The 20613-nt window shown below is 70.3% G+C and carries 24 protein-coding genes; 13 read left to right on the top strand and 11 right to left on the bottom strand.

Annotated elements, in window-relative coordinates; all coding sequences use genetic code 11:
* Positions 1-176 precede the first annotated feature (176 nt).
* Positions 177-938, bottom strand: coding sequence for a TrmH family RNA methyltransferase (locus E1202_RS09345; RefSeq protein ID WP_132682218.1), 762 nt, complete (start codon positions 936-938; stop codon positions 177-179).
* Between the two features lie 81 nt (positions 939-1019).
* Here E1202_RS09345 and E1202_RS09340 point away from each other — a divergent pair, with 81 nt between their 5' ends.
* Both E1202_RS09340 and E1202_RS09335 read left to right on the top strand, forming a co-directional pair.
* Positions 1020-2456 carry a WS/DGAT/MGAT family O-acyltransferase gene (locus E1202_RS09340; protein ID WP_132673232.1) on the top strand — a complete coding sequence of 479 codons (1437 nt, stop codon included), beginning with the start codon at positions 1020-1022 and terminating at the stop codon, positions 2454-2456.
* Positions 2453-2950, top strand: a complete 498-nt coding sequence (locus tag E1202_RS09335) for a DUF6912 family protein (protein ID WP_132673233.1) — start codon at positions 2453-2455, stop codon at positions 2948-2950. Before E1202_RS09340 ends, E1202_RS09335 begins: the two co-directional genes overlap by 4 nt.
* On the opposite strand, the gene E1202_RS09330 is transcribed toward E1202_RS09335, so the two are convergent.
* From E1202_RS09330 to aroA, 3 genes are all read right to left on the bottom strand, one after another.
* On the bottom strand, positions 2951-3805 hold the full coding sequence (locus E1202_RS09330; RefSeq protein ID WP_132682216.1) for a hypothetical protein: 855 nt from the start codon (positions 3803-3805) through the stop codon (positions 2951-2953).
* Positions 3806-3938: 133 nt separating this feature from the next.
* On the bottom strand, positions 3939-4946 hold the full coding sequence (rsgA, locus tag E1202_RS09325; RefSeq protein WP_132682214.1) for a ribosome small subunit-dependent GTPase A: 1008 nt from the start codon (positions 4944-4946) through the stop codon (positions 3939-3941).
* 16 nt (positions 4947-4962) lie between these two features.
* Entirely contained in the window at positions 4963-6231 is a 1269-nt protein-coding gene (gene aroA, locus E1202_RS09320) for a 3-phosphoshikimate 1-carboxyvinyltransferase (RefSeq protein ID WP_132682212.1), read from the bottom strand.
* A gap of 126 nt (positions 6232-6357) precedes the next feature.
* Here aroA and E1202_RS09315 point away from each other — a divergent pair, with 126 nt between their 5' ends.
* Genes E1202_RS09315 through E1202_RS09305 form a run of 3 tightly spaced genes read left to right on the top strand, consistent with a single transcriptional unit; the run spans position 6358 to position 8458 of the window.
* Positions 6358-7113, top strand: a complete 756-nt coding sequence (locus tag E1202_RS09315; protein ID WP_132682211.1) for an SOS response-associated peptidase — start codon at positions 6358-6360, stop codon at positions 7111-7113.
* A 20-nt stretch (positions 7114-7133) separates the two neighbouring features.
* A complete protein-coding gene (locus E1202_RS09310; protein ID WP_132682210.1) occupies positions 7134-7850 on the top strand; it encodes an SOS response-associated peptidase in 717 nt (238 codons plus the stop codon).
* A complete protein-coding gene (locus tag E1202_RS09305) occupies positions 7847-8458 on the top strand; it encodes an alpha/beta hydrolase family protein (protein ID WP_132682208.1) in 612 nt (203 codons plus the stop codon). Before E1202_RS09310 ends, E1202_RS09305 begins: the two co-directional genes overlap by 4 nt.
* A 284-nt stretch (positions 8459-8742) precedes the next feature.
* Here the strand turns inward: E1202_RS09305 and ybaK are convergent, their stop codons facing one another.
* Positions 8743-9219: a Cys-tRNA(Pro) deacylase gene (ybaK, locus tag E1202_RS09300; protein ID WP_132682207.1), complete on the bottom strand. Its 477-nt coding sequence runs from the start codon at positions 9217-9219 to the stop codon at positions 8743-8745.
* A gap of 225 nt (positions 9220-9444) precedes the next feature.
* On the opposite strand from ybaK, the gene E1202_RS09295 reads away from it, so the two are divergent.
* Positions 9445-10113 carry a sigma-70 family RNA polymerase sigma factor gene (locus E1202_RS09295; RefSeq protein WP_132682205.1) on the top strand — a complete coding sequence of 223 codons (669 nt, stop codon included), beginning with the start codon at positions 9445-9447 and terminating at the stop codon, positions 10111-10113.
* A complete protein-coding gene (rsrA, locus tag E1202_RS09290; RefSeq protein WP_132682204.1) occupies positions 10110-10430 on the top strand; it encodes a mycothiol system anti-sigma-R factor in 321 nt (106 codons plus the stop codon). Before E1202_RS09295 ends, rsrA begins: the two co-directional genes overlap by 4 nt.
* 199 nt (positions 10431-10629) lie before the next feature.
* Here rsrA and E1202_RS09285 read toward each other — a convergent pair whose 3' ends face one another.
* From E1202_RS09285 to E1202_RS09275, 3 genes are all read right to left on the bottom strand, one after another.
* The gene (locus E1202_RS09285; protein ID WP_132682203.1) at positions 10630-11268 is read right to left on the bottom strand and encodes a response regulator; all 639 of its coding nucleotides are present in this window, start codon (positions 11266-11268) and stop codon (positions 10630-10632) included.
* A gap of 56 nt (positions 11269-11324) precedes the next feature.
* On the bottom strand, positions 11325-11825 hold the full coding sequence (locus tag E1202_RS09280) for a DoxX family protein (protein ID WP_132682202.1): 501 nt from the start codon (positions 11823-11825) through the stop codon (positions 11325-11327).
* Between the two features lie 76 nt (positions 11826-11901).
* Positions 11902-12516: a macro domain-containing protein gene (locus E1202_RS09275; protein WP_132673243.1), complete on the bottom strand. Its 615-nt coding sequence runs from the start codon at positions 12514-12516 to the stop codon at positions 11902-11904.
* A 174-nt stretch (positions 12517-12690) separates the two neighbouring features.
* Here E1202_RS09275 and pheA point away from each other — a divergent pair, with 174 nt between their 5' ends.
* The 3 genes from pheA to E1202_RS09260 all read left to right on the top strand — a co-directional run bounded on the left by pheA (position 12691) and on the right by E1202_RS09260 (position 14938).
* Entirely contained in the window at positions 12691-13614 is a 924-nt protein-coding gene (pheA, locus tag E1202_RS09270) for a prephenate dehydratase (RefSeq protein ID WP_132682200.1), read from the top strand.
* Positions 13611-14258, top strand: coding sequence for a histidine phosphatase family protein (locus E1202_RS09265; protein WP_235877926.1), 648 nt, complete (start codon positions 13611-13613; stop codon positions 14256-14258). Before pheA ends, E1202_RS09265 begins: the two co-directional genes overlap by 4 nt.
* Before the next feature lie 101 nt (positions 14259-14359).
* On the top strand, positions 14360-14938 hold the full coding sequence (locus E1202_RS09260) for a TIGR03086 family metal-binding protein (protein ID WP_132682198.1): 579 nt from the start codon (positions 14360-14362) through the stop codon (positions 14936-14938).
* On the opposite strand, the gene E1202_RS09255 is transcribed toward E1202_RS09260, so the two are convergent.
* Complete coding sequence (locus E1202_RS09255; protein WP_132673246.1) at positions 14935-15285, bottom strand: metallopeptidase family protein; 351 nt, start codon at positions 15283-15285, stop codon at positions 14935-14937. The two genes, E1202_RS09260 and E1202_RS09255, sit on opposite strands and share 4 nt — an antisense overlap.
* A 1-nt stretch (position 15286) precedes the next feature.
* Entirely contained in the window at positions 15287-16285 is a 999-nt protein-coding gene (locus E1202_RS09250) for a septum formation family protein (protein WP_235877924.1), read from the bottom strand.
* A 147-nt stretch (positions 16286-16432) separates the two neighbouring features.
* Between E1202_RS09250 and E1202_RS09245 the strand changes: the two genes are divergently transcribed.
* The 3 genes from E1202_RS09245 (at position 16433) to serS (ending at position 19861) form a co-directional block, all read left to right on the top strand.
* Entirely contained in the window at positions 16433-17086 is a 654-nt protein-coding gene (locus E1202_RS09245; protein ID WP_132682195.1) for a hypothetical protein, read from the top strand.
* Between the two features lie 3 nt (positions 17087-17089).
* Positions 17090-18253 carry a glutathionylspermidine synthase family protein gene (locus tag E1202_RS09240; protein ID WP_132682194.1) on the top strand — a complete coding sequence of 388 codons (1164 nt, stop codon included), beginning with the start codon at positions 17090-17092 and terminating at the stop codon, positions 18251-18253.
* A 345-nt stretch (positions 18254-18598) separates the two neighbouring features.
* Positions 18599-19861, top strand: coding sequence for a serine--tRNA ligase (serS, locus tag E1202_RS09235; protein WP_132682193.1), 1263 nt, complete (start codon positions 18599-18601; stop codon positions 19859-19861).
* A 67-nt stretch (positions 19862-19928) separates the two neighbouring features.
* On the opposite strand, the gene E1202_RS09230 is transcribed toward serS, so the two are convergent.
* Positions 19929-20555 carry an endonuclease gene (locus E1202_RS09230; protein WP_132682191.1) on the bottom strand — a complete coding sequence of 209 codons (627 nt, stop codon included), beginning with the start codon at positions 20553-20555 and terminating at the stop codon, positions 19929-19931.
* Positions 20556-20613: the final 58 nt, after the last annotated feature.

The raw sequence follows: 20613 nt of genomic DNA, 5'->3' as shown, positions 1-20613 counted from the left end.
AAGACACCGCCGACACAATCCTTAGATGGGGTGGGCAGGAGAAGAAATTCTTCTGCCCACCCCATTTTTCATGCCCGGAAAACCCGCGCGATCCCGCAATTCATCGTCCCCCGGCCCACGAACACCGCAGCAATCGCAAACGGCGAGAACTGCGGTGCCCGTCCGGCGAGCGGGAGTTAGCTGAGGCTCCGGCGGCGGAGTTCGAAGCAGAGGACCGCCGCCGCGCTGGCGACGTTGAGGGATTCGACCTCGTTGGCCATCGGGATCGACAGCGGCTGGGCGATGCGCTCTTCCACCTCGGTGGAGAGGCCGGCGGTCTCGCTGCCGAGCACGAACACGGCGCGGTCGCCGAAGTCGGTGTTGTAGAGGCTGTGCTCCGAGTCGGCGTCGAGCGCGTAGAGCGGGTAGCCGGCCTCGGTGAGCATCTCGGCCGCTTCGGCAGCGGTCCGGCTGCGCAGCACGGGCGCGTGGAAGGCGACTCCGGCGGATGCCTTGATGACCAGCGGGTCCAGTCCGGCGACGCCCCGGTGAGGGACGACGATCCCGCCGATGCCGGAGGCGGTGGCGGTCCGCAGGATCATGCCGACGTTGGCGGGAGTGGTCAGGCCGTCCAGCAGCAGGACGGTGCGCGGGGCGGTGGCGTGGTCGGCGAGCGCGTCGGCCAGCGGCCGCATCTTGCGGGCGACGACGTCGGCGACGACGCCCTGGTCGTGGCGTCCGTTGCCGGCCAGCACCTTCACCCGGTGCGCGCTCGCGCGCTGCACCTTCACGGCGCGGTCCGCGGCCGCCTCCTCGATTTCCGCGATGGCCCCACCGCGGAGTCCTTCCGCGACGATCACCTTGTCGACCCGCAGGTCGTAGTCGGCCAACGCCTCCAACACGGGCTTGCGGCCGTAGACGGTGACGAATCGGTCCTTCGGGGAAACTTCGCTGGTCACACCATCAAGTGTCACATGCCCGCGTTGCGGCCCGGCGGGTGAACCCCTCGGTCCGGTGGGGATGTGTGCCAGGATCTCCGCATGCCCGATCGCCTTTCCGCCGTCGACGCCTCCTTCCTGTACCTGGAGGACTACACGACGCCGATGCACGTCGGCGGTGTCGCGGTTTTCCGCCGGCCTCGCAGCGATTTCGACTACGAGCACCTGCTGTCGATGGTCGATCGGCGGCTCGGTCTGGTGCCCCGGTACCGGCAGCGGGTGATGGAGGTTCCGGGCAGCCTGGCGCGTCCGGTGTGGGTGGACGATCAGGACTTCGACCTCACCTACCACGTCCGGCGGTCGGCGCTGCCGAAACCGGGCAACGACGACCAGCTGCACGACCTGGTGGCGCGGCTGATGTCCCGCAAGCTCGACCACACCCGTCCGCTGTGGGAGCTGTACCTGGTCGAGGGGCTGTCGAAGAACCGCGTCGCGATCATCACCAAGACCCACCAGGCGATGATCGACGGCATCGGTGCGATCGACATCGGGCAGGTCATCTTCGACCTGCAACGCAACCGCGAGATCGAGGACGTGGACGCGCTCTGGATGCCGCGACCGGCTCCGACCGTGGCGCAGCTGCTGGTGGAGGCGGCGACGGACGCGGTGCAGCGACCGGGCGAGGTGGTGGAGAACGTCCGCGCGGCCATGGTCGACGCTTCGGCGACGGTGCAGAAGGTGACGCGCGCGCTCGGCGGCGTCGCATCGGCCGTCCGGGCCGCCGTGGTGCCCGCGCCCAGCGGCCCGCTGAACGCGCCGACGTCGACGCAGCGGCGCTTCGCCGTGGCGAAGGCGAAGCTGGACGACCTGCGGGCGGTGCGACGGGCGCACGGCAGCACGGTCAACGACGTGGTGCTGGCGGTGGTCGCCGGCGCTCTGCGGAACTGGCTGCTCTCGCGCGGCGAGGTGGTCACCCCGTCGACGACCCTGCGGGCGATGGTTCCGGTGTCGGTCCGCGACGACGACGCGGAGGCGGATGCCGCCTACCAGGACACCGCGAGCCTGCCGGTCGGGACGGTAGGCAACAAGGTGTCGGCGTACCTGGTGGACCTGCCGGTGGGAGAGGGCAATCCGACCATGCGGTTGCACCAGGTCAGCCATGCCATGCGGGCGCACGCCGAGTCCGGCCAGTCGGTGGCCGCGGACACCCTGGTGAAGGTCAGCGGTTTCGCTCCGCCGACGCTGCACGCGCTGGGCGCTCGGGTGGCCAACGAGTTCTCGGACCGGTTGTTCAACGTGCTGGTCACCAACGTCCCGGGGCCGCAGGTGCCGCTGTACGCGGCGGGGGCGAGGATGATGGAGATGTTCCCGGTGGTGCCGCTGGCCAAGAACCAGTCGCTGTCGGTCGGTGTGACCTCGTACAACGGCGCTGTGTACTTCGGGCTGAACGCGGATCGGGACGCGATGCCCGACGTCGGCGTGCTGGCGGCGATGATCGGTGAAGCTGTAGACGAGATGATCGGGACGGTCGACGCATGAGGATTTACCTGCCTGCCACGCTGCCGATGCTGCAGCAACTGGTGGCGGACAAGCAGATGCAGCCGCTGGGCGGGACGGCGTTCGCGCTGACTCCGGCGCTTCGCGAGTCCTACGCGACCGGAGACACCGAGGAGCTGGAGTACGCCGCGATGCGGGAGGCCGCTCGTGCCTCGTTGCGGCTCCTGGCCGCTGACGAGGAGGGCAAGATCGAGCAGCGGCGGGTGGTGATCTCCGCCGACGTGGACGACGTGACGCTGCGCCCGGATCTCGACCACGCGGTGGTGAAGGTGTCAGGCCCGGTGATCTGGAAGCAGCTCGCGGCCGTGCACGTGGACACCACCGAGGCCGAGGACGCGGTCCGGTCGGCGGCCGAGGTCATCGACGCCGCCGACCTGGGGGACCCGGACGCGGAGTTCGCCCTCGGCGACGCCGAGGATCACGAACTCGCCTGGTACGCGCCGCAGGAAGTCCCGTTCCTGCTCGAACTCATGTGATCAGCGCGGCGGCTGCGCCATCGGCGGGAGGTCGTCGAAGACTCCGACCTGGGCGGCCGGGGGCAGGTGGATGTCCACCGGGGTTCCCCAGTCGCGGTAGGTGGAGGTGAGCGAGACCTCGCCCGCCTGGGCGATGTTGGTGGTGGCGGCGAACTTGGCCGGGAGGCCCTGCTCGTCGAGCCACAGCTGGTAGCCGAGTTCGCGCTCGCCATCCTCGACGGCCCGCTGGAAGCGTTCCCGCTGCTGCTCGTCAGGAGCGATCTTGGCGGCTTCCTCGGTGAGGATCCGCAGGTCGTAGCGGGTGGTGGGGCGGCCGTCGACGGTGTCCGGTGCCGATCCCTGGATGCGGGTGGCCTGCTCGACGCCGCTGAAGGTGGCGCGTGGGTCGACGGATTCGTGCAGCTGGGCCAGGGCGGGGCTGAGCAGCTTCGAGCCGAAGTCCGAGCCGTCGTGGGAGATCTTCAGCCACGGCTTGGTGGCGTCCGGCCGGGCCAGCGGGGTGTTGAGGTAGCCGACTTCGTCCACGATGGACACGGCGAGCTTCTCGGTGCGCGCGTTGCGGGTCTTGCCGTCGAGCGCGAGGTCGGCCTGCGGGCCGCGGTACCGGACGGCTCCGTCGGCGTTGAGCTGCCCGACCATCCCGAGGCTGCCGGTCATGGTGGCGCGCGCGGTGCCGAGCGCGTTGATCTTGTTGATCGTGTCGGCGAGAACGGCTTCGGCGACGGGACGCGGATCGGGACGGGCCATCGGCAGCGCCGCGTGTGGTTGGGGTTGCTCGCCGGCGCAAGCGCTGAGCGTTGCGGCGAGGGCGAGACCAGCGGACAACACCGCAGTCCTGGTGCGGGCACGGGGCATCGGGCGTGCTCCTCGGCGGGTGGCGGATGGCTTGGACGTCGTCGCTGGCCAACGCTAGCAACGAAGTTCCAACCTCACCGGGAACGCGCTTCCCCATTAGGGGGATGGGTCGAGCCCCGCGGGGACCGCGCCGTCAAGCCTCCTCGAGGCCGGCCCGGGAGCGCAGGAGGCGGCGGAGCGAGGCGAGCTGGTCGGGGCTGCCGCCTTCCTGCTCGGTGTAGGTGTCGAGGTAGCAGTCGGGGTCGTCGGTCCCGCCGAGGTGGCCGCAGTTCGGCGGGCATTCCTCGGCGGCTTCGGCGAAACCCTCGAACGGGGCGATCACGTCGTCGGCGGTGACGTGCGCCAGGCCGAAGGAGCGGATGCCGGGTGTGTCGACGACCCAACCGTCGCCGGGCAGCGCCAGGGCGACCGCGGAGGTCGAGGTGTGGCGGCCCTTGCCGACTCCGCTGACCTCGCCGGTGGCTCGTGCGGCGTCCGGGACCAGCTTGTTGACCAGCGTGGACTTGCCGACGCCGGAGTGGCCGACGAGCGCGGAGACCCGGCCGGCGAGCATGTCGCGCAGCTCGTCCGGTTCGGCGTCGAGGCTGGTGATGGTGATCGGCATGTCCAGCGAGGAGTAGCTGGCGATCCACTCGCCGGGATCGGCCAGGTCGGCCTTGGTCAGGCACAGCACCGGCAACAGACCGCCCGCGTAGGCGGCGACCAGGCAGCGGTCGATGAACCCGGGGCGCGGTGGCGGGTCGGCGAGCGCGGTGACGATGATCAGCTGCTCGGCGTTGGCGACGACCACTCGTTCGTAGGGATCGGTGTCGTCGGCGGTGCGGCGCAGCACGCTGGCGCGGTCGGCGACGCGGACGATGCGCGCGAGCGTGTCGGGCTTGCCGGAGATGTCGCCGACGACGCCCACGAGGTCTCCGACGACGACCGGGGTGCGGCCGAGCTCGCGGGCTCGCATGGCGGTGACGACGCGGTCCGGGTCGCTGTCGAGGGCGACGGTCCACCGGCCTCGGTCGACGGCGATGACCATGGCCTCGGCGGCGTCGGAGTGCTTCGGCCGCTGCTTGCTGCGCGGCCTGCTGCCCCTGCCGGGGCGCACCCGCACGTCGGACTCGTCGAGGTTCCGCCAGCCGCGCTTGCTCATCTGCGGGCCCCCGGGATCACGCGGACTCCCCGAGCATCGCGGTCCACATCCCGGGGAAGTCCGGGATGGTCTTGCTGGTGGTGGCGATGTCCTCGACCACCACGCCGTGCACCTTGAGGCCGAGGATCGCGCCCGCGGTGGCCATCCGGTGGTCGGCGTAGGAGTGCCATTCGGCGCCGGTCAGCGGGTGGGCGTCGATGATCAGGCCGTCCTCGGTCTGCTGGGCGTTGCCGCCGAGCTTGTTGAGCTCGGTCTCCAGGGCGGCGAGCCGGTCGGTCTCGTGGCCGCGCAGGTGCGCGATGCCGCGCAGGTGGGACCGGCCGGAGGCGAGGGCGGCCAGCGCGGCGACGGTGGGGGTGAGCTCACCGACGGCGCGCAGGTCGATGTCGACGGGTGCGAGCTCGTCGGGGCCGGTGACGGTCAGGCCGTCGGAGTCGAGGCGGACGTCGGCGCCCATCTTGGTGAGGATGTCGCGGATCGCGTCGCCGGGCTGGGTGGTCCGGGCCGGCCAGCCCGGAACGGTGACCGTGCCGCCGGTGACGGCCGCGGCGGCCAGGAACGGGGTGGCGTTGGACAGGTCGGGTTCGACGTCGGCGTCGAGCGGGCTGATCGGGCCGGGTTCGACGCGCCAGGTGTTGCGCTGGGAGGCGTCGACGATGACCCCGGCGTCGCGCAGCATCGCGACGGTCATCTCGATGTGCGGCAGCGACGGCAGCGGGGGACCGGAGTGCCGGACGGTGACGCCCTTGTCGAAGCGCGGGCCGGACAGCAGCAGCCCGGAGACGAACTGCGATGACGCCGAGGCGTCGATGGTGACCGTGCCGCCGGTCAGGTTGCCGCTGCCGCGCACCTCGAAGGGCAGGGAGTCGCCGGTGATGTCGGCGCCGAGCTCGCGCAGCGCGTCGAGCACGGTGCCCAGCGGTCGTGCGCGGGCCTGCGGGTCGCCGTCGAAGACGATCTGCCCGGTGGCCAGCGCGGCGACCGGGGGCAGGAAGCGCATCACGGTCCCGGCCAGGCCGCAGTCGACCTCCGCCGGTCCGCGCAGGCCGGCCGGGATGACCTGCCACGATCCGTCCGGGCCGTCGGTGATCGTGGCGCCGAGCGAGCGCAGCGCTGAGGCCATCAGCTCGGTGTCCCGGCTGCGCAGCGGTGCGCGCAGCGCGGAGGGCCCGTCCGCGAGCGCGGCGAGCACCAGCGCCCGGTTGGTGATCGACTTGGAGCCGGGCAGCGGGACGGTCGCGCGCACCGCGCCGGTGGCGGCGGGAGCAGGCCAGAGCTGGGTCATGCACCAATGATCCCGCATTCCACCCGGGTATTTCAGCGCCGGGGCGGTCAGGACGCTCGCCTGGGATGAACGGGACTGCCAGGATGAAGTGGACACGCCGTCGACTCGCGGGAGGTTGGAATCCGGATGTGCGGCAGATATGCCTCCAGCAAGGATCCCGGGAAGCTCGCGGCGGAGTTCGCCGCCTTGGACGCCACCGGTGGTGCGGCGCCGGGTGCGGACTTCAACGTCGCCCCGACCAAGCGGGTGCTGACGGTGGTCCAGCGGCACCCGCAGGACGAGACCGGGGAAGCCGATCTGGAGCGGAACGAGCGGTCGATCCGGGTGATGCGGTGGGGGCTGGTGCCGTTCTGGGCGAAGGACAAGTCCATCGGCAGCCGGATGATCAACGCCAAGTCGGAGACGGTGACCGGCAAGCCCGCGTTCCGCAGTTCGATCAAGCGCTACCGCTGCCTGGTGCCGGCGGACGGTTGGTACGAGTGGAAGCGCGAGGGCGGGGCGAAGCAGCCGTACTTCATGACGCCGCCGGACGGATCGAGCCTGGCGATGGCGGGCATCTACTCGACCTGGCGGGAGAACGACGAGGCCGAACCGCTGGTGACCTGCTCGGTGCTGACCGCGGCGGCGGTCGGTCAGCTCACCGACGTGCACGACCGGATGCCGCTGCTGCTGCCGCAGGGGGCGTGGTCGCACTGGCTGGATCCCGATCAGCCGGACGTGTCGGACCTGCTCGCGCCGCCGTCGCTGGAGCTCGCCGAATCGTTGGAGGTCAGGCCGGTTTCCACGGCGGTCAACAGCGTGCGCAACAACGGCGTGGAGCTGCTCGATCGCGTGTCTCTCGACGCGCGTGAGAAGGCGGTAGGTTTGGACCGGGAGCAGTAGTCGAGTCGAGGTGAGAGCGGATGTGTGGTCGCTACGCCGTGCGGCGGGACCCGGCGGCCTTGGCCGAGGAGTTCGCGGCCGCTGATCGCACCGAGGGCGTGACCGGTGCGGACTTCAACATCACGCCCACCAAGACGGTCCCGATCGTGGTGCAGCGCGGTGCTGAGCGCAGCGTGCGGCCGGTGCGCTGGGGTTTGGTGCCGACCTGGGCGAAGGAGGCCGACGGCGGCCCGCCGATGATCAACGCGCGGGCGGAGACGATCACCGTCAAACCGGCCTACGCCGAGTCCGCGCGGCGGCGCCGCTGCCTGATGCCGGCGACGGGTTGGTACGAGTGGAAGCCCGGTGACAAGCGGCGTCAGCCCTACCTGTGCCGGCGCCGAGACGGCGCGAGCATGGCGATGGCCGCGGTGTTCTCCGCGTGGTGGGACCCGACGACAGCGGGTCAGCCGCTGGTGACGTGCGCGGTGGTCACCACCGATGCGGTCGGCGAGCTCGCCGACGTCCACCACCGGATGCCGCTGGTGCTGCCCGAGGAGCGCTGGGCGGACTGGCTGGACCCCACGCGCAGCGAGATCGACGAGTTGCTGCTCCCCGACCCCGGCGTGCTGGGGGAGTTGGCGCTCCACACCGTGTCGACCGAGGTGAACAGCATGCGCAACAACCATCCTGACCTGCTGGAACCTGCCGATCCGGTGCCCGAGCCGGCTGAGCAAGCGGCGTTGTTCGAGTCATGACCAGCATCGAGGTCGACACCCCGCACGGCCCGGCACGGGCCGAGCTGCACTGCGCTGAGGAAGGTCGTGCCGCGCTGCTGCTGGGGCACGGCGCGGGTGGCGGGATCAACGCGCCCGACCTGGTGGCGGCGACCCGCGCGGCCACCGACGCCGGGGCGCACGTGGCGCTGGTCGAGCAGCCCTACCGGGTGGCCGGCCGCAGGGCTCCGGCACCGGCCAAGCAGCTGGACGCGGCGTGGCTGGCGGTGGTCGAGGACCTCGGTGAGCGCTGGTTCGCCGATCTGCCGCTGATCTTCGGCGGGCGTTCCTCCGGGGCGAGGGTGGCCTGCCGCACCGCGGACGCGGGTGAGGCGGAGGCGGTGCTGTGCCTGGCGTTCCCGCTGCACCCGCCGGGCAAGCCGGAGAAGTCGCGGGCGTCGGAGATCGACGCGGTGGAGAACCCTGTGCTGGTCGTGCAGGGTGAGCGCGACGCGTTCGGCAGGCCCGAGCCGGCGCACAACCGCGAGGTGGTGCTGGTGGCCGGTGACCACTCGCTCAAGGCCGACGTCGATGCCGTGCACCGGGCGACGTCGGAGTGGCTGACGCGGGTGCTGCGGCTGATCGACTGACATCGCTCGGGCGAGTGACGTCGTTTTGCGGAGCCGTGCGTTCCGGTTTCTTCCCGCGCTGGTGGGAGAGCCGGCACCCGCGGTTGATCACCATCTGAAATTCGCCGCATTGCTCCGCCGCGTCCGGAGACCTCAACATCGGTCGGCGCTGGGCCCCCGAGCTCGTGCACCCGGACAGGACGATTCCCCCGATCTTGTCCGGCGCGGGGTGCGGCTGTTGCGCGGCAGCGGCACCAGGTGCCGAGGGGAGCGGTCCTTGCGGGGCCGCTCCCCTCGGGCCCGCTCTAGGTCGAGATCTCGGCGAAGGTCGCGCCCAGCAGGTCCCCCAGTTCGTTCGGGGACAGCTCGATCTCCAGGCCCCGGCGTCCCGCGCTGCAGAAGATCGTGTCGAAGGCCTCGGCCGAGGTGTCGATGACGACCGGCAGGCGCTTCTTCTGGCCCAGCGGGGAGATGCCGCCCGCGACGTAGCCGGTGGCTCGTTCCGCCGCGGCGATCTCGGCCATCTTGGCCTTCTTGCCGCCCGCGGCAGCGGCCAGGGCTTTCAGGTCGAGTTGCCCGGTGACGGGAACCACACCGACCGTGAGGGTGCCGTCGACGTCCGCGACCAGCGTCTTGAACACTCGATCGGGTGACTGGCCGAGTGCTTCGGCGGCTTCGAGGCCGAACGACTCGGCACGCGGGTCGTGGTCGTAGGCGTGCACGCGGTGCGTCACGCCCTTCTTGGTCAACAGCGCCGTCGCCGGGGTTCCCTTGCCTGCCACGCACGTCACTGTAGAGCCCGGAATACCGCCTCCGGAGGCGGTGTTGAACCCAGCGTGACGATGGATTCGACGAACACCTGCGTGCTGGACCGCCCACCGCGCCCGCAGCTGTCGCCGCCAGGAAATGGCAGGACAGCGCGGGTATCCTCGAACACGGACCATGCGAAGGAGTGCATGGGTTCGTCGTCTGCCGCCACGTCGTCCGGGCGGCGGGAAAGGAGCCTGGTGCCTAGCACCCCAGAGGACTCTGCCAACACCGCGCGCACCGACGCTGCCACCACGCAGGACGTCGAGCGGGCGGAGGAGACCGACGCGCAGCGCGCGGCCCGCTTCGAGCGGGACGCGATGCCGCTGCTGGACCAGCTCTACGGTGCGGCGCTGCGGATGACCCGCAACGCTCAGGACGCCGAAGACCTCGTTCAGGAGACCTACCTGAAGGCGTTCTCGGCGTTCAAGTCCTTCACGCAGGGCACGAACCTGAAGGCCTGGCTGTACCGGATCCTCACCAACACCTACATCAACGGCTACCGCAAGCGGCAGCGACAGCCGCAGCAGCAGCCGACCGATGAGATCGCCGACTGGCAGCTCGCGCAGGCCGAGAACCACACGTCGACGGGACTGCGCTCGGCCGAGGTCGAAGCGCTGGACCGGCTGCCCGACACCGACGTGAAGGCCGCGCTGCAGCTGCTGGCCGAGGAGTTCCGCATGGTCGTGTACCTCGCGGACGTGGAAGGTTTTGCGTACAAGGAGATCGCCGAGATCATGGGCACCCCCATCGGCACCGTCATGTCGAGGTTGCACCGTGGTCGCAGGCAGCTGCGTGAGATGCTCACCGACGTCGCCCGTGATCGAGGCTTCTTGCGGGAGACCCAGCAGGAGGTGAGCACTTCATGAATTGCGGTGAGCCGGACGAGGCATCCTGCCAGGACGCGCTCGCCGAGGTGTGGCTGTTCCTGGACAACGAGTGCGACCAGGCGCGGCGCGAAGCCGTGCAGCGTCACCTCGATGGTTGCGGAACGTGCCTGGAGCACTTCGGCATCGAGGAACACCTGAAGGCGTTGCTGCAGCGCAAGTGCAGCGGTGAGCACGCTCCCACGGAGCTCAAGGACCGCCTGCGCTCGTCGATCCGCGAAGCGGTCCTGAGCAAGGCCGAGATCACCGTCGAGCACGGACCGGAAGGAACCTCGGTAGAAGTCCGAGCCAAGAAGTGATCATCGTTCGTGGTCGTCCTGCGTAGCGGTGCGGGTGGGGGAACCTGACCCGCACCGTGGACTCCGCGCGCACTCCTGATGTATGCCAATGACACGGCGTCGCGGCGACCTCGCCACGGCACGGCTCAGAACCCCCGGCGGTGCGAGTTGCTCAGTTGGTGAATGAGAAAGCGGCTTCGCCGCTTGCCCTGTGCTCTTTCTAGGGCTTCTCTCTTCTGGCCACCCAGGCTGCTGCTTGGGTTCTGCGTTCCATGCCGAGCTTGGCCAGGACTGAGGTCACGTAGTTCTTGACGGTCTTCTCGGCCAGGAACAGGCGCTCTGCGATCTGGCGGTTGGTCAGCCCCTCGCCGATCAGCTCCAGGACCTTGCGCTCGCGCTCGGTGAGGGCGGCGAGCTCGTCGGGTTCGGGGCTGCTGGACTGGCGCAGGTGCTCGAGCACCCGCCCGGTGGTGACCGGGTCCAGCAGCGACCGGCCCGCGGCGACCTCGCGGACGGCGTTGACCAGGTCCTGGCCGCGCACCTGCTTGAGCAGGTAGCCCGACGCGCCCGCGTTGATCGCGCCGACGAGCGCCTGCTCGTCGTCGAAGGCCGTCAGGACCAGGCAGTACGGCGCGTCGGCCAAGGCCCGCAGCTTGCGGCACAGCTCCAGCCCGTCGCCGTCGGGCAACCTCATGTCGATGACCGCGACGTCCGGTGCGGTGGCCTGAGCGCGCGCCAGCGCCTCGCCCACGCCGCCGGCCTCGGCGACGATCTCGACGTCGGGTTCGGTGTCCAGCAGGTCGCGCAGACCTCGCCGGACGACCTCGTGATCATCGACCAACAGCACCCTGACCGCCACGACGTCCACGCTAATGGGCGCCGGTGGCGGTCCGCGCAGCAGTGTCGCTTTCCGGGTTACTTCTTCTTGGCGTTCTTCGCGCCGGTCTTCTTCGCGGTCTTCTTGGCGATGCGGGCGCTCTTGCGCGCCCGGTAGCCGACGCTGGGCTTGCCGCCGGTGTCCACCGCCGCCAGCAGCACGCCGCCGAGCAGGCCGAGGTTCTTGAGGAAGTGGATCTGCTGCTCGGAGCGCACCTGCGGGTCCTGCTCCTCCCAGAAGCGGTGCGCGGCCAGCGTGGTCGGGATGATGCTGCCCGCCAGCAGCAGCGACGCCAGTCGCGGGAACTTGCCCAGCGCCAGCAGCGCACCAGCGCCGATCTTCACACCGGCATCGATGCGCACCAGCGTCTCGGGATCGGTCGGCACCTGCTCGGGCAGCGCGTCGCGCACGGGGTCGGTCGCCTTCTCCAGCAGCGGAGCAGCGCCCTTGGCGTGGTTCGGGGTGTCCTTGAGGGCACCGATCCCACCCATGATGAAGATCGAAGCCAGCATCGGACGAGCCAGACGGCGGATCAGCATCGGGGGAACCTCCTAGATGGGTCGTCTTGGGCCTGACGGTACTTTTCAGGGCCCCGTTCCGCCTGGCAGCGAGGTGTCAGTGCAGATCGACCTGGGCGAACACCTCGTCCCAGGCGGCGGCGACCTGGCGGGCGCACAGCTGAGGGGCTGCGCCGCCGATTCCGGTGCCCAGGCCGGGCATCGCGATCGAGTGCACCACCCGGTGCACGGGGGCGCCGTTGTCGAGCACGGCGCTCGCCCACAGCCGCAGCATCGCGCGCGCCGCGAGGTAGGGGTGCACGGTGTCGGCGGGCAGGGTCTCCCCGGGCTCGCGCATCGTCGGTGCGCTGATCAGCCAGATCGGGCTGGGAACACCGGTGGGGACCAGCAGCGCTTCGCCCACCGGCAGCTCGCCGCCGTGGTAGGCGAGCACGGCGCTGCGCACCTGCTCCTCGACTTCTGGGAAGGCGCGGGCGTACACAGCGTCGATGCCACCGCGCATCCAGCCGTAGGAGTTGGCGGGGCTGACGACGGCGTCCACCTGAACGTCGAGAACCGAGCCTTGATGAACGGAAATGCCGGGCCGGCTTTCCGCGATCTCCTGCCATGCAGCGGCCAGCGGCTCGTCCAACGCGCACAGGACGAGCTGCAGCTCCGGCTCCGCTCCCTCTGCCGATGAGCGCCCCGAATCTGCGGTCACGCCCCACAGCATCGCAGGAATGCACCGCGTAGTGGCATTGGGTAGGTCACATCCGCGACGACGTGGCGTTTAGCCCCGCGGAGCACGGCCGGAACGATCACTGAGCGTGGAAACCCCTCAGTAGCCGTTGAAAAACGTTCATGTGGCCCAGCCCGGGTGGTCTTGCGCGGCCCGTAATCTGGGCGGGTGCCAGAAATCGCCTACCTCGGTCCGCCGGGAACCTTCACCGAGCAAGCGACTCGGCTGCTGACCGCCGACTTCGACGCCGACCTCGTGCCCTGCGAAACCGTGCCGGTGGCGCTGGCCGCGGTGCGCTCGGGGGAGGTGCTGGCCGCCGGGGTCCCGGTGGAGAACTCCGTGGAGGGCTCCGTTCCGGCTACGCTCGACGCGCTGACCGCGGACGATCCGCTGATCGCGGTCAAGGAGGTCGTGATCCCGGTCCAGTTCGACGTGTTCGCCCGGCCGGGCATGACGCTGGGGGAGGTCGGGACCGTCGCCAGCCATCCGCACGCGCTGGCGCAGGTGCGCGGCTGGCTGGCCGAGGCGCTGCCGAAGGCCGACGTCCGCGCGGTCAGCTCGACGGCCGCTGCGGCCGCCGCCGTCGCCGACGGCGAGTACGACGCGGCGATCTCCGCGCCGGTGGCCCGTGAGCACTACTCGTCGCTGCAGCGCCTGGCGACCGGCATCGCCGACGTCCGCGATGCGGTCACCCGGTTCCTGCTGGTCCGCAGGCCGGGGACGTTGCCGGAGCCGACCGGCGCGGACCGCACGTCGATCTGCGCGGTGATCGGCGACGAGGTCGGCACGCTGTCGGACATGCTGGCCGAGCTGTCGCTGCGCGGCATCAACCTGAGCAGGATCGAGTCCCGTCCGGTCAAGGACCACTTCGGGCACTACCGCTTCTACCTGGACTTCGACGGGCACGTGGCCGACGCGCGGATCGGCGAGGCGATGGCGGCGCTGCAGCGCCGCTGCGACTCGGTGCGCTTCCTCGGCTCGTACCCGAAGGCGGACCGGACACCCGCGTCGGTGCGGCCGGCTTCGTCGGAGCAAGCGTTCCGGAACGCGGCCGAGTGGTTGGCCGCCGTGCGTGCGGGGAGGCTCGCGTGAGTGATTTCGAGTTGGCGGCACCGGAGGGCGTGCGGCTGGTGCTGGCCCGCCACGGGCAGACCCCGGCGAACGTCGCCAAGCTGCTCGACACCCTTCCGCCCGGTCCGGGGCTGACCGAGCTCGGGCGGCAGCAGGCCGAGGAGCTCGCCGAGCGGTTGGCCGCGCGCGAGGACAAGATCGTCGCGGTGCACGCCAGCGCGGCGCGTCGCGCGCAGCAGACCGCCGAGCCGGTCGCGCGGCGGCTGGGCCTGCCGTTGCAGCTGGCGGAGGGCACGCACGAGGTGTTCGTGGGTGAGCTGGAGGGGCTGGGCGGTCCGGCGCTGGCGGTCTTCGACGACGTCTACGCCCAGTGGCACGGCCACGACCTGGACGTGCCGATGCCCGGTGGTGGGGAATCGGGCCGCGATGCGATCACCCGGTTCCTGGTCGGTGCCCGCGCCGCCCTGGAGGGCGTGTCCGAGGGCACGGTGGTGATGGTCAGCCACGGCGCGATGCTGCGGTTGGTCGCGGGCGTGCTGGTCGAGGAGGTCACGGGTGCCGAGGCCGACTCGCTGCACCTGCCCAACACCGGTCTGATCGTGATCGAGTCCGACCCGACGACCGGCACCGGCTGGCGCTGCCTCACCTGGGACGGCCTGCTCTAGCTCCGGTCGGCGGGGGGATCGGTTCGGGCGACCTGGACGATCCGCCTGCTTCAGCGGGAAGTGGCGGGCGGCCGTCAGAGGTGCGCTCTACGGTCAGGTGCATGAGTGACGTGAGCGCGCGGATCGACGTGATGACCGCGGAGGCACTGGAGTTCTTCGTCGAGGCCGTGGAGCGGGTGCCGGCCGAACGCTGGGACGAGCCGTCCAACCTCGACGAGTGGAGTGTGCGCGAGCTGATCGGGCACGCCACCGGGACCGCGACGAAGATCGCGGTGCTGCTGGAGGACGGCGAGATCTGGGAGACGCCGTCCGAACCCGCGGACTGGGTGTGCGATGACCCTGCGGCGAAACTCCGGGACATCCGCGAGAGGGTGCGGCGGGCGTTGCCGAACGCCGACATGGAGGCGTCGCGGACCTCGCCGGTCGGGGAGATGCCGCTGCGCCAGGCGCTGGCGTTCCCGGTCGCCGACGTCGCCATGCACGGTTGGGACCTGCACCGCAGCTGCGGGCGCTCGGTCGAGCTGCCCGCGGAACTCGGGGCGTTCTGCCAGGCGTTGATCGACTCCGTGCCGGAGCAGGCCATGCGACGGCCCGGAGCCTTCGCGCCGGCCAAGACCGCGCCCGAGCGGGCGACGTCGACCGAGCGGCTGATGGCGTTCCTCGGCCGCTCCGTGGACTAGCCCCAGCCGAGCTCGTGGAGCTTGTCGTCGTCGATGCCGAAGTGGTGGGCGATCTCGTGGACGACGGTGATGGCCACCTCGTCGACCACCTCCTCCTCGTCCTCGCACATCGCCAGCAGCGGATCCCGGAAGATCGTGATCGTGTCGGGCAGGACGCCGCTGTAGGTGTGGTCGCGTTCGGTCAGCGCGATGCCCTCGTAGAGGCCCAGCAGCTCGGGGTCCTCGGGGTGGGCGTCCTCGACCAGGACCACGACGTTGTTCATCGCGGTCGCGAACTCCGGTGGGAGCCGGTCCAGGGCGTCGCTCACCAGCTCGTCGAAGCGGGCGCGGGTCATCTCCACGGGCATGTCAGCGCGGCTGCTCGGTGGCGGGGGCTCCCGGCTCGGACGGTGCCGTGTTCTGGCCGGCCGGGGCCGTGCCGACCTGCACCCGGCCCTTGACGCCGCCGGTCACCGGCGCGAGCCCGCTGCCGTCGGGCAGCTGCGCGCTCAGCTTGCAGTTGACCTGCCGCGAACCGGCCGCCCAGCTCTCCTCGGACAGGGTGTCCCAGTAGACGATCAGTCCCTTGTCCTTGGCCGCGGTCGGTCCGCCCGCGTAGGCCGCGGTCAGCTCCTCGCACTTGGTGGCCAGGTAGCCGTCCTGGTCGTTCTCCGACGGGAAGTCGCCCTGGAACTGCTCGGCCAGGTTGATCACGGCGCTGAGCTCCACCGCGTGCGGCCGTCCGCAGTCGACCGGGTCCCAGACCTGGGTGCCGTTGATGCCCAGGCAGCGGCCCGCCGGGTAGACGTTCGACTGGTCCATCTTCGAGGCCTCGCCGGTGATCGGGAACAACTTCCCGGAGGGCCCTGGCTGCTGCAGGCCGCAGTGCAGCGTGCGGTCGCCGTCGGCCCAGCCCTCCTGGCTCGGGGTGAAGGCGCCGACGGTGAAGCGGCCCTCCTTGTCGAACCTGCCGCCCAGGTACTGGTCGGAGACCTCGATGCAGCGCTGCTGCTTGACCTCCTGCCACTGCTGGGTGCTCGGGAACGGCGCGGTCGGGCCGAACTCCTTCAGGTCGTACGGGCCGGTGACCTCGAACAGGTGCGGCTCGGCGCAGGTGACCTTGCGGATGTCCGCGGCGTCCGGCTCGGTCCAGTTCAGGCACTCACCGGCGCGCGTCTCGAAGACGACCTCGGGTGCGGGCGCCTCACCGATCTTGGCCGGGCCGCCGACCTTGCCGGACTCCATCGGCCAGTTCAGCAGGATGCTGACCGTCAGGATCAGCAGTGCACCGATCGCGGCCGCGACCATCACCACCTTGGCGTTGGGCGGCTTGCGGCGGGATTCGGGTGTGCGCTCGGGCTGGACCATCGAACCCATCATGCCTGGCGCGGATGTGGGCTGGCAGCAATCCGCGCCGGAAGTGGAGAGGAAAGGAACTCATTCGTTGCCGTGAGCGTCCATTCTTTGAGTAGTGTGGCGCTTGGGAGTGGGGCAATGACGGAGAATGGCAAGCCAGTGTCAGACAACGAGCAGCCGCAGGGGGGCTCCTCCCCGGACGAGCCGACCCAGCAGATGCCGGCGGACGCCCAGGGGCGGATCCGCTACCAGGACCCGCAGAGCACGACGCCGCGCGAGCCCACGCTCGCCGAGCAGAAGGCCAGGCAGATGGCCGAGCAGCGCCGTGCCGAGGCTGAGCGCGCCGAGCAGGCCGCTGCCGCTGCGAAGACGGCCAAGCGCCGGAAGATGCTGATCGGCGGCGGTGCGACCGTCGGCGTCGTCGCGCTCGTCGCGGCGATGTACTCGGCGTCCGAGGTCAGCGCCCAGGCCAACGCGTCGACCGAGTACTGCGCGACGGACCAGAACGGTCAGCCCGGTGTGCGCGACCAGGACGACTACTGCGACGAGAACTACGTCGCCAGCCACGGCGGGTACTCCCACGGCGGCATGTTCTTCATGCCGATCATCCTGCCCGGGGGCGGCTTCGGCGGTCACCACTCTTATCGGTACGCCTACACCCCGGCGGGCACGGCCCCGCCTGCGATCGGTTCGCCGGCGGCCGGATCGACGTTCACCAAGCCTTCCGGTAGCACTGTGAAGAACACCAAGGGCTCGACCATCCAGCGCGGTGGGTTCGGGATCTCCAGCAAGTCCGGTAGCAGCGGGAGCTGACGAGTGAAGCGCAAGACCGGGGCCCGGCGCCCGGACTGGCAGTCGAAGGTCGAAGAGCTCGGGCTCGTCTTCGGGACCCCGGCCCGCGCCGCCGACGGCAGCAACCGGCCCTACTGGGACGAGGGCGTCCACTACGAGTTCAGCCTCGACGAGGTCCTCTCGCTGGAGGCCGACGTCGAACTGCTGCAGTCGATGTGCCTGGACGCCGTCGACCACGTGATCACCACCGAGCGGTACAAGGACTTCGGCATCCCCGAGTGGGTGTGGCCGCACATCGCCGAGTCCTGGCGCCGACGCGACCCGCACCTCTACGGGCGCTTCGACCTGCGCTACGACGGCTCCGGCCCCGCCAAGCTGCTGGAGTACAACGCCGACACGCCGACCTCGCTGCTGGAAGCCGCGGTCGTGCAGTGGCACTGGCTCATCGAGGTCCACGACGGCGACGACCAGTGGAACTCCATCCACGAGAAGCTCGTGGAGCGCTGGGCCGAGATCAAGCTGCAGCTGGCCACCAACGAGGTGCACTTCACCTGGTCCGGCCAGGAGCACACCGGTGAGGACCACATCACCGCCGCCTACCTGCAGGAGACCGCCGCCGAAGCGGGCCTGAACACCGTCGGGCTGGCCATCGAGGAGATCGGCTGGGACAGCCTGCTGGAGCGCTTCGTGGACCTCGAAGAGGCGCCGATGAACTCCGTCGCCAAGATCTACCCCTGGGAGTGGATGGTCGACGACGAGTTCGGCAAGCACGCGATCACCACGCTGCCGGCCACCCAGTGGGTCGAGCCGCTGTGGAAGATGCTGCTGTCCAACAAGGCGCTGCTGGCGATCCTCTGGGAGATGCACCCCGGGCACCCGAACCTGCTGCCCACCTACCTGGACCAGCCCGGACTGCTCACCGAGTACGTGCGCAAGCCGCGGCTCGGCCGCGAGGGCAACAACATCACCATCGCCGCTCCCGGCTGGGAGACCGAGACCGGCGGGTTCTACGGCGAAGAGGGCTTCGTCTACCAGGCGTTCGACCCGCTGCCCGAGTTCGACGGGATGCGGCCCGCGCTCGGGGCCTGGGTCGTCGGGGACGAGTCCGCCGGGTTGGGGATTCGGGAGACCGCCGGGTTGATCACCGATGACGGGGCGGCTTTCGTGCCTCATCGGATTCCTCAGTGATCTGCGGTCTCTCCGCTTGGCTGTGCGGATAGCGGGACCTGAGCGGTGCTCGGCCGGTCTGCTGCCACTACTCAGTGGTCGCCTTGGTCGGCGGTGCCAGAAGCGGAACCTCGGACGCCTTCTGGCTCCGGGATCCGCGACTGATGTATGACCAGTACACGGCGCTGCGGCTGCCCTCGCCAGAAGACGTCTGAGAACCCGCGGCGGTGCGAGTTGCTCAGGTGGGGCACGGAGGAAGCGACTTCGTCGCTTGCCTGACGTGGGCTGCCCTGGGGAAATGGGCCTCGCCGCCTGGGGGCACCCTGGGCACGCCTTGTTCTGGTGGGCCGACTACGCTGACCAGCTGTGATCGACCTGAAGACGCTACGCGATGATCCGGAAGCGGTGCGCGCGTCGCAGCGCGCACGTGGTGAAGACGCGTCCCTCGTGGACGCGCTGCTGTCCGCCGACGAGCGTCGCAGGTCCGCGGTGTCCCGGGCGGACAACCTGCGCGCCGAGCAGAAGCAGTTCGGCAAGCAGGTCGGCAAGGCCAAGGGCGAGGAACGCGACGCGCTGCTGGCCCAGGCCAAGGAGCTGGCCGCGCAGGTCAAGGAGGCCGAGGCCGAGCAGTCCGAGACCGACGCCGAGCTGCTGCGGCTGCAGAAGGCCGTCTCCAACGTCGTCGAGCCCGACGTGCCGCCGGGCGGCGAGGACGACTTCGCGGTGCTCAAGCACGTGGGCGTCCCGCCGGAGTTCGACTTCGACGTCTCCGACCACCTGGAGCTGGGCAACGCGCTGGGGGCGTTCGACATGGAGCGCGGGGCGAAGGTCTCCGGCGCTCGCTTCTACTTCCTCACCGGCATCGGCGCGCAGCTGGAGCTCGCGCTGCTGAACATGGCCGCCGCGCAGGCCACCGCCGCCGGGTTCACGCTGGTCGTGCCGCCGGTCCTGGTGCGCCCGGAGATCATGGACGGCACCGGGTTCCTCGGTGCCCACTCCAGCGAGGTGTACCGGCTGGAGGAGGACGACGCCTACCTGGTGGGCACCTCCGAGGTTCCGCTGGCGGGCTACCACTCGGGCGAGATCCTGGACTTCGCCGACGGTCCCGCGCGCTACGCGGGCTGGTCGACCTGCTTCCGCCGCGAGGCCGGTTCCTACGGCAAGGACACCCGCGGCATCATCCGCGTGCACCAGTTCAACAAGCTGGAGATGTTCGTCTACTGCCGGGAAGAGGACTCCCGCGACGAGCACCAGCGCCTGCTGGCCTGGGAAGAGGAGATGCTGGCCAAGATCGAGGTGCCCTACCGGGTGATCGACACCGCGGCCGGTGACCTCGGTTCCAGCGCGGCCCGCAAGTTCGACTGCGAGGCGTGGGTGCCCAGCCAGGGGACCTACCGCGAGTTGACGTCGACCTCGAACTGCACCACGTTCCAGGCGCGGCGGCTCAACACCCGCTACCGGGACGCCGACGGCAAGACCCGCTTCGCGGCCACCCTCAACGGCACCCTGGCGACCACCCGCTGGATCGTGGCGATCCTGGAGAACCACCAGCAGGCCGACGGTTCGGTCCGGGTCCCCGAGGCGATGCGCCCGTTCCTCGGCGGCCTCGAGGTCCTCGAACCCAAGTGACCGCAGGCTGAAACGTCGACGAGACCCCGGTCCCGCCGGGGTCTCGTCGCTTCTCGGCTGAAGCCTCTCACCGCACGGCGGAGGCGAGGTTGCGGTCGAGGGTGCTGCGGACCAGCGCGGCGGCCAGCCTGGCGATGTCGTGGCCCTCGACCAGATCCGCGAGCTTGTCCGGATCGGTGGGCAGACCCAGCTTCTTCGCGCCGCTGAGGGCCTTGCCGTCGAAGTAGGGGCGCAGTTCGGGCCACACGAGCTGAGCCTCGCGGCAGAAGATGTCGGCGCCGACCGGGCCCAGGCGCGGCAGATCCATCAGCAGCTTGCGCAACTCCTCCGGATCGCCGTCGGACTTGGAGCGGAGTTTCCGCAGGTCACCGTGGTAGCGGTCGAGGAGCAGCTCGGCTCCCTCGCCCAGCGCGGTGGACGTGCTCTCGTCGTAGCGCCGGTAGTGGGCGCGGCCGAGGGCGTCGACGCGCTGCTGCCAGGTGGCGTCGAACATCTTCTGCGGGGTGTTCCACTGCGCCAGTTCCCTGGCGGCGTCCACCGCGATGCCCGCCTTGATCCGCGTCGACAGCAGCACCGACAGCACCACCAGCCGGTACAGCGGTGAGGGCTTGTTGGCCAGCGTGATCCCGGCTTCGCCGGCGAAGCTGGTCCCCGCCTCGTCGAGCAGGGTCTGCACCTTGGTCCGCACCGACATCGTCACCACCTCCTGCCGACGACGGATACCCACGCCGACCAGGTGGCACACCTGGGAC

The organism is Saccharopolyspora karakumensis (assembly GCF_004349225.1).
Taxonomy (GTDB): Bacteria; Actinomycetota; Actinomycetes; order Mycobacteriales; family Pseudonocardiaceae; genus Saccharopolyspora; species Saccharopolyspora endophytica.
Note: the sequence above shows the minus strand (reverse complement) of the source record. Positions and strands in the feature narration are given on the sequence as shown.

Bases quoted from the DNA above. Each gene is read 5' to 3' on its own strand.
- E1202_RS09260 (WP_132682198.1), top strand. From the start codon at position 14,360: ATGAGTGACGTGAGCGCGCGGATCGACGTGATGACCGCGGAGGCACTG.
- E1202_RS09230 (WP_132682191.1), bottom strand. From the start codon at position 20,555: ATGTCGGTGCGGACCAAGGTGCAGACCCTGCTCGACGAGGCGGGGACC.
- E1202_RS09315 (WP_132682211.1), top strand. From the start codon at position 6,358: ATGTGCGGCAGATATGCCTCCAGCAAGGATCCCGGGAAGCTCGCGGCG.
- rsgA (WP_132682214.1), bottom strand. From the start codon at position 4,946: ATGAGCAAGCGCGGCTGGCGGAACCTCGACGAGTCCGACGTGCGGGTG.
- E1202_RS09305 (WP_132682208.1), top strand. From the start codon at position 7,847: ATGACCAGCATCGAGGTCGACACCCCGCACGGCCCGGCACGGGCCGAG.
- E1202_RS09335 (WP_132673233.1), top strand. From the start codon at position 2,453: ATGAGGATTTACCTGCCTGCCACGCTGCCGATGCTGCAGCAACTGGTG.
- E1202_RS09275 (WP_132673243.1), bottom strand. From the start codon at position 12,516: ATGCTGTGGGGCGTGACCGCAGATTCGGGGCGCTCATCGGCAGAGGGA.
- aroA (WP_132682212.1), bottom strand. From the start codon at position 6,231: ATGACCCAGCTCTGGCCTGCTCCCGCCGCCACCGGCGCGGTGCGCGCG.
- E1202_RS09255 (WP_132673246.1), bottom strand. From the start codon at position 15,285: ATGCCCGTGGAGATGACCCGCGCCCGCTTCGACGAGCTGGTGAGCGAC.
- E1202_RS09250 (WP_235877924.1), bottom strand. From the start codon at position 16,285: ATGGTCCAGCCCGAGCGCACACCCGAATCCCGCCGCAAGCCGCCCAAC.
- E1202_RS09340 (WP_132673232.1), top strand. From the start codon at position 1,020: ATGCCCGATCGCCTTTCCGCCGTCGACGCCTCCTTCCTGTACCTGGAG.
- E1202_RS09280 (WP_132682202.1), bottom strand. From the start codon at position 11,825: ATGCTGATCCGCCGTCTGGCTCGTCCGATGCTGGCTTCGATCTTCATC.
- E1202_RS09330 (WP_132682216.1), bottom strand. From the start codon at position 3,805: ATGCCCCGTGCCCGCACCAGGACTGCGGTGTTGTCCGCTGGTCTCGCC.
- rsrA (WP_132682204.1), top strand. From the start codon at position 10,110: ATGAATTGCGGTGAGCCGGACGAGGCATCCTGCCAGGACGCGCTCGCC.
- E1202_RS09310 (WP_132682210.1), top strand. From the start codon at position 7,134: ATGTGTGGTCGCTACGCCGTGCGGCGGGACCCGGCGGCCTTGGCCGAG.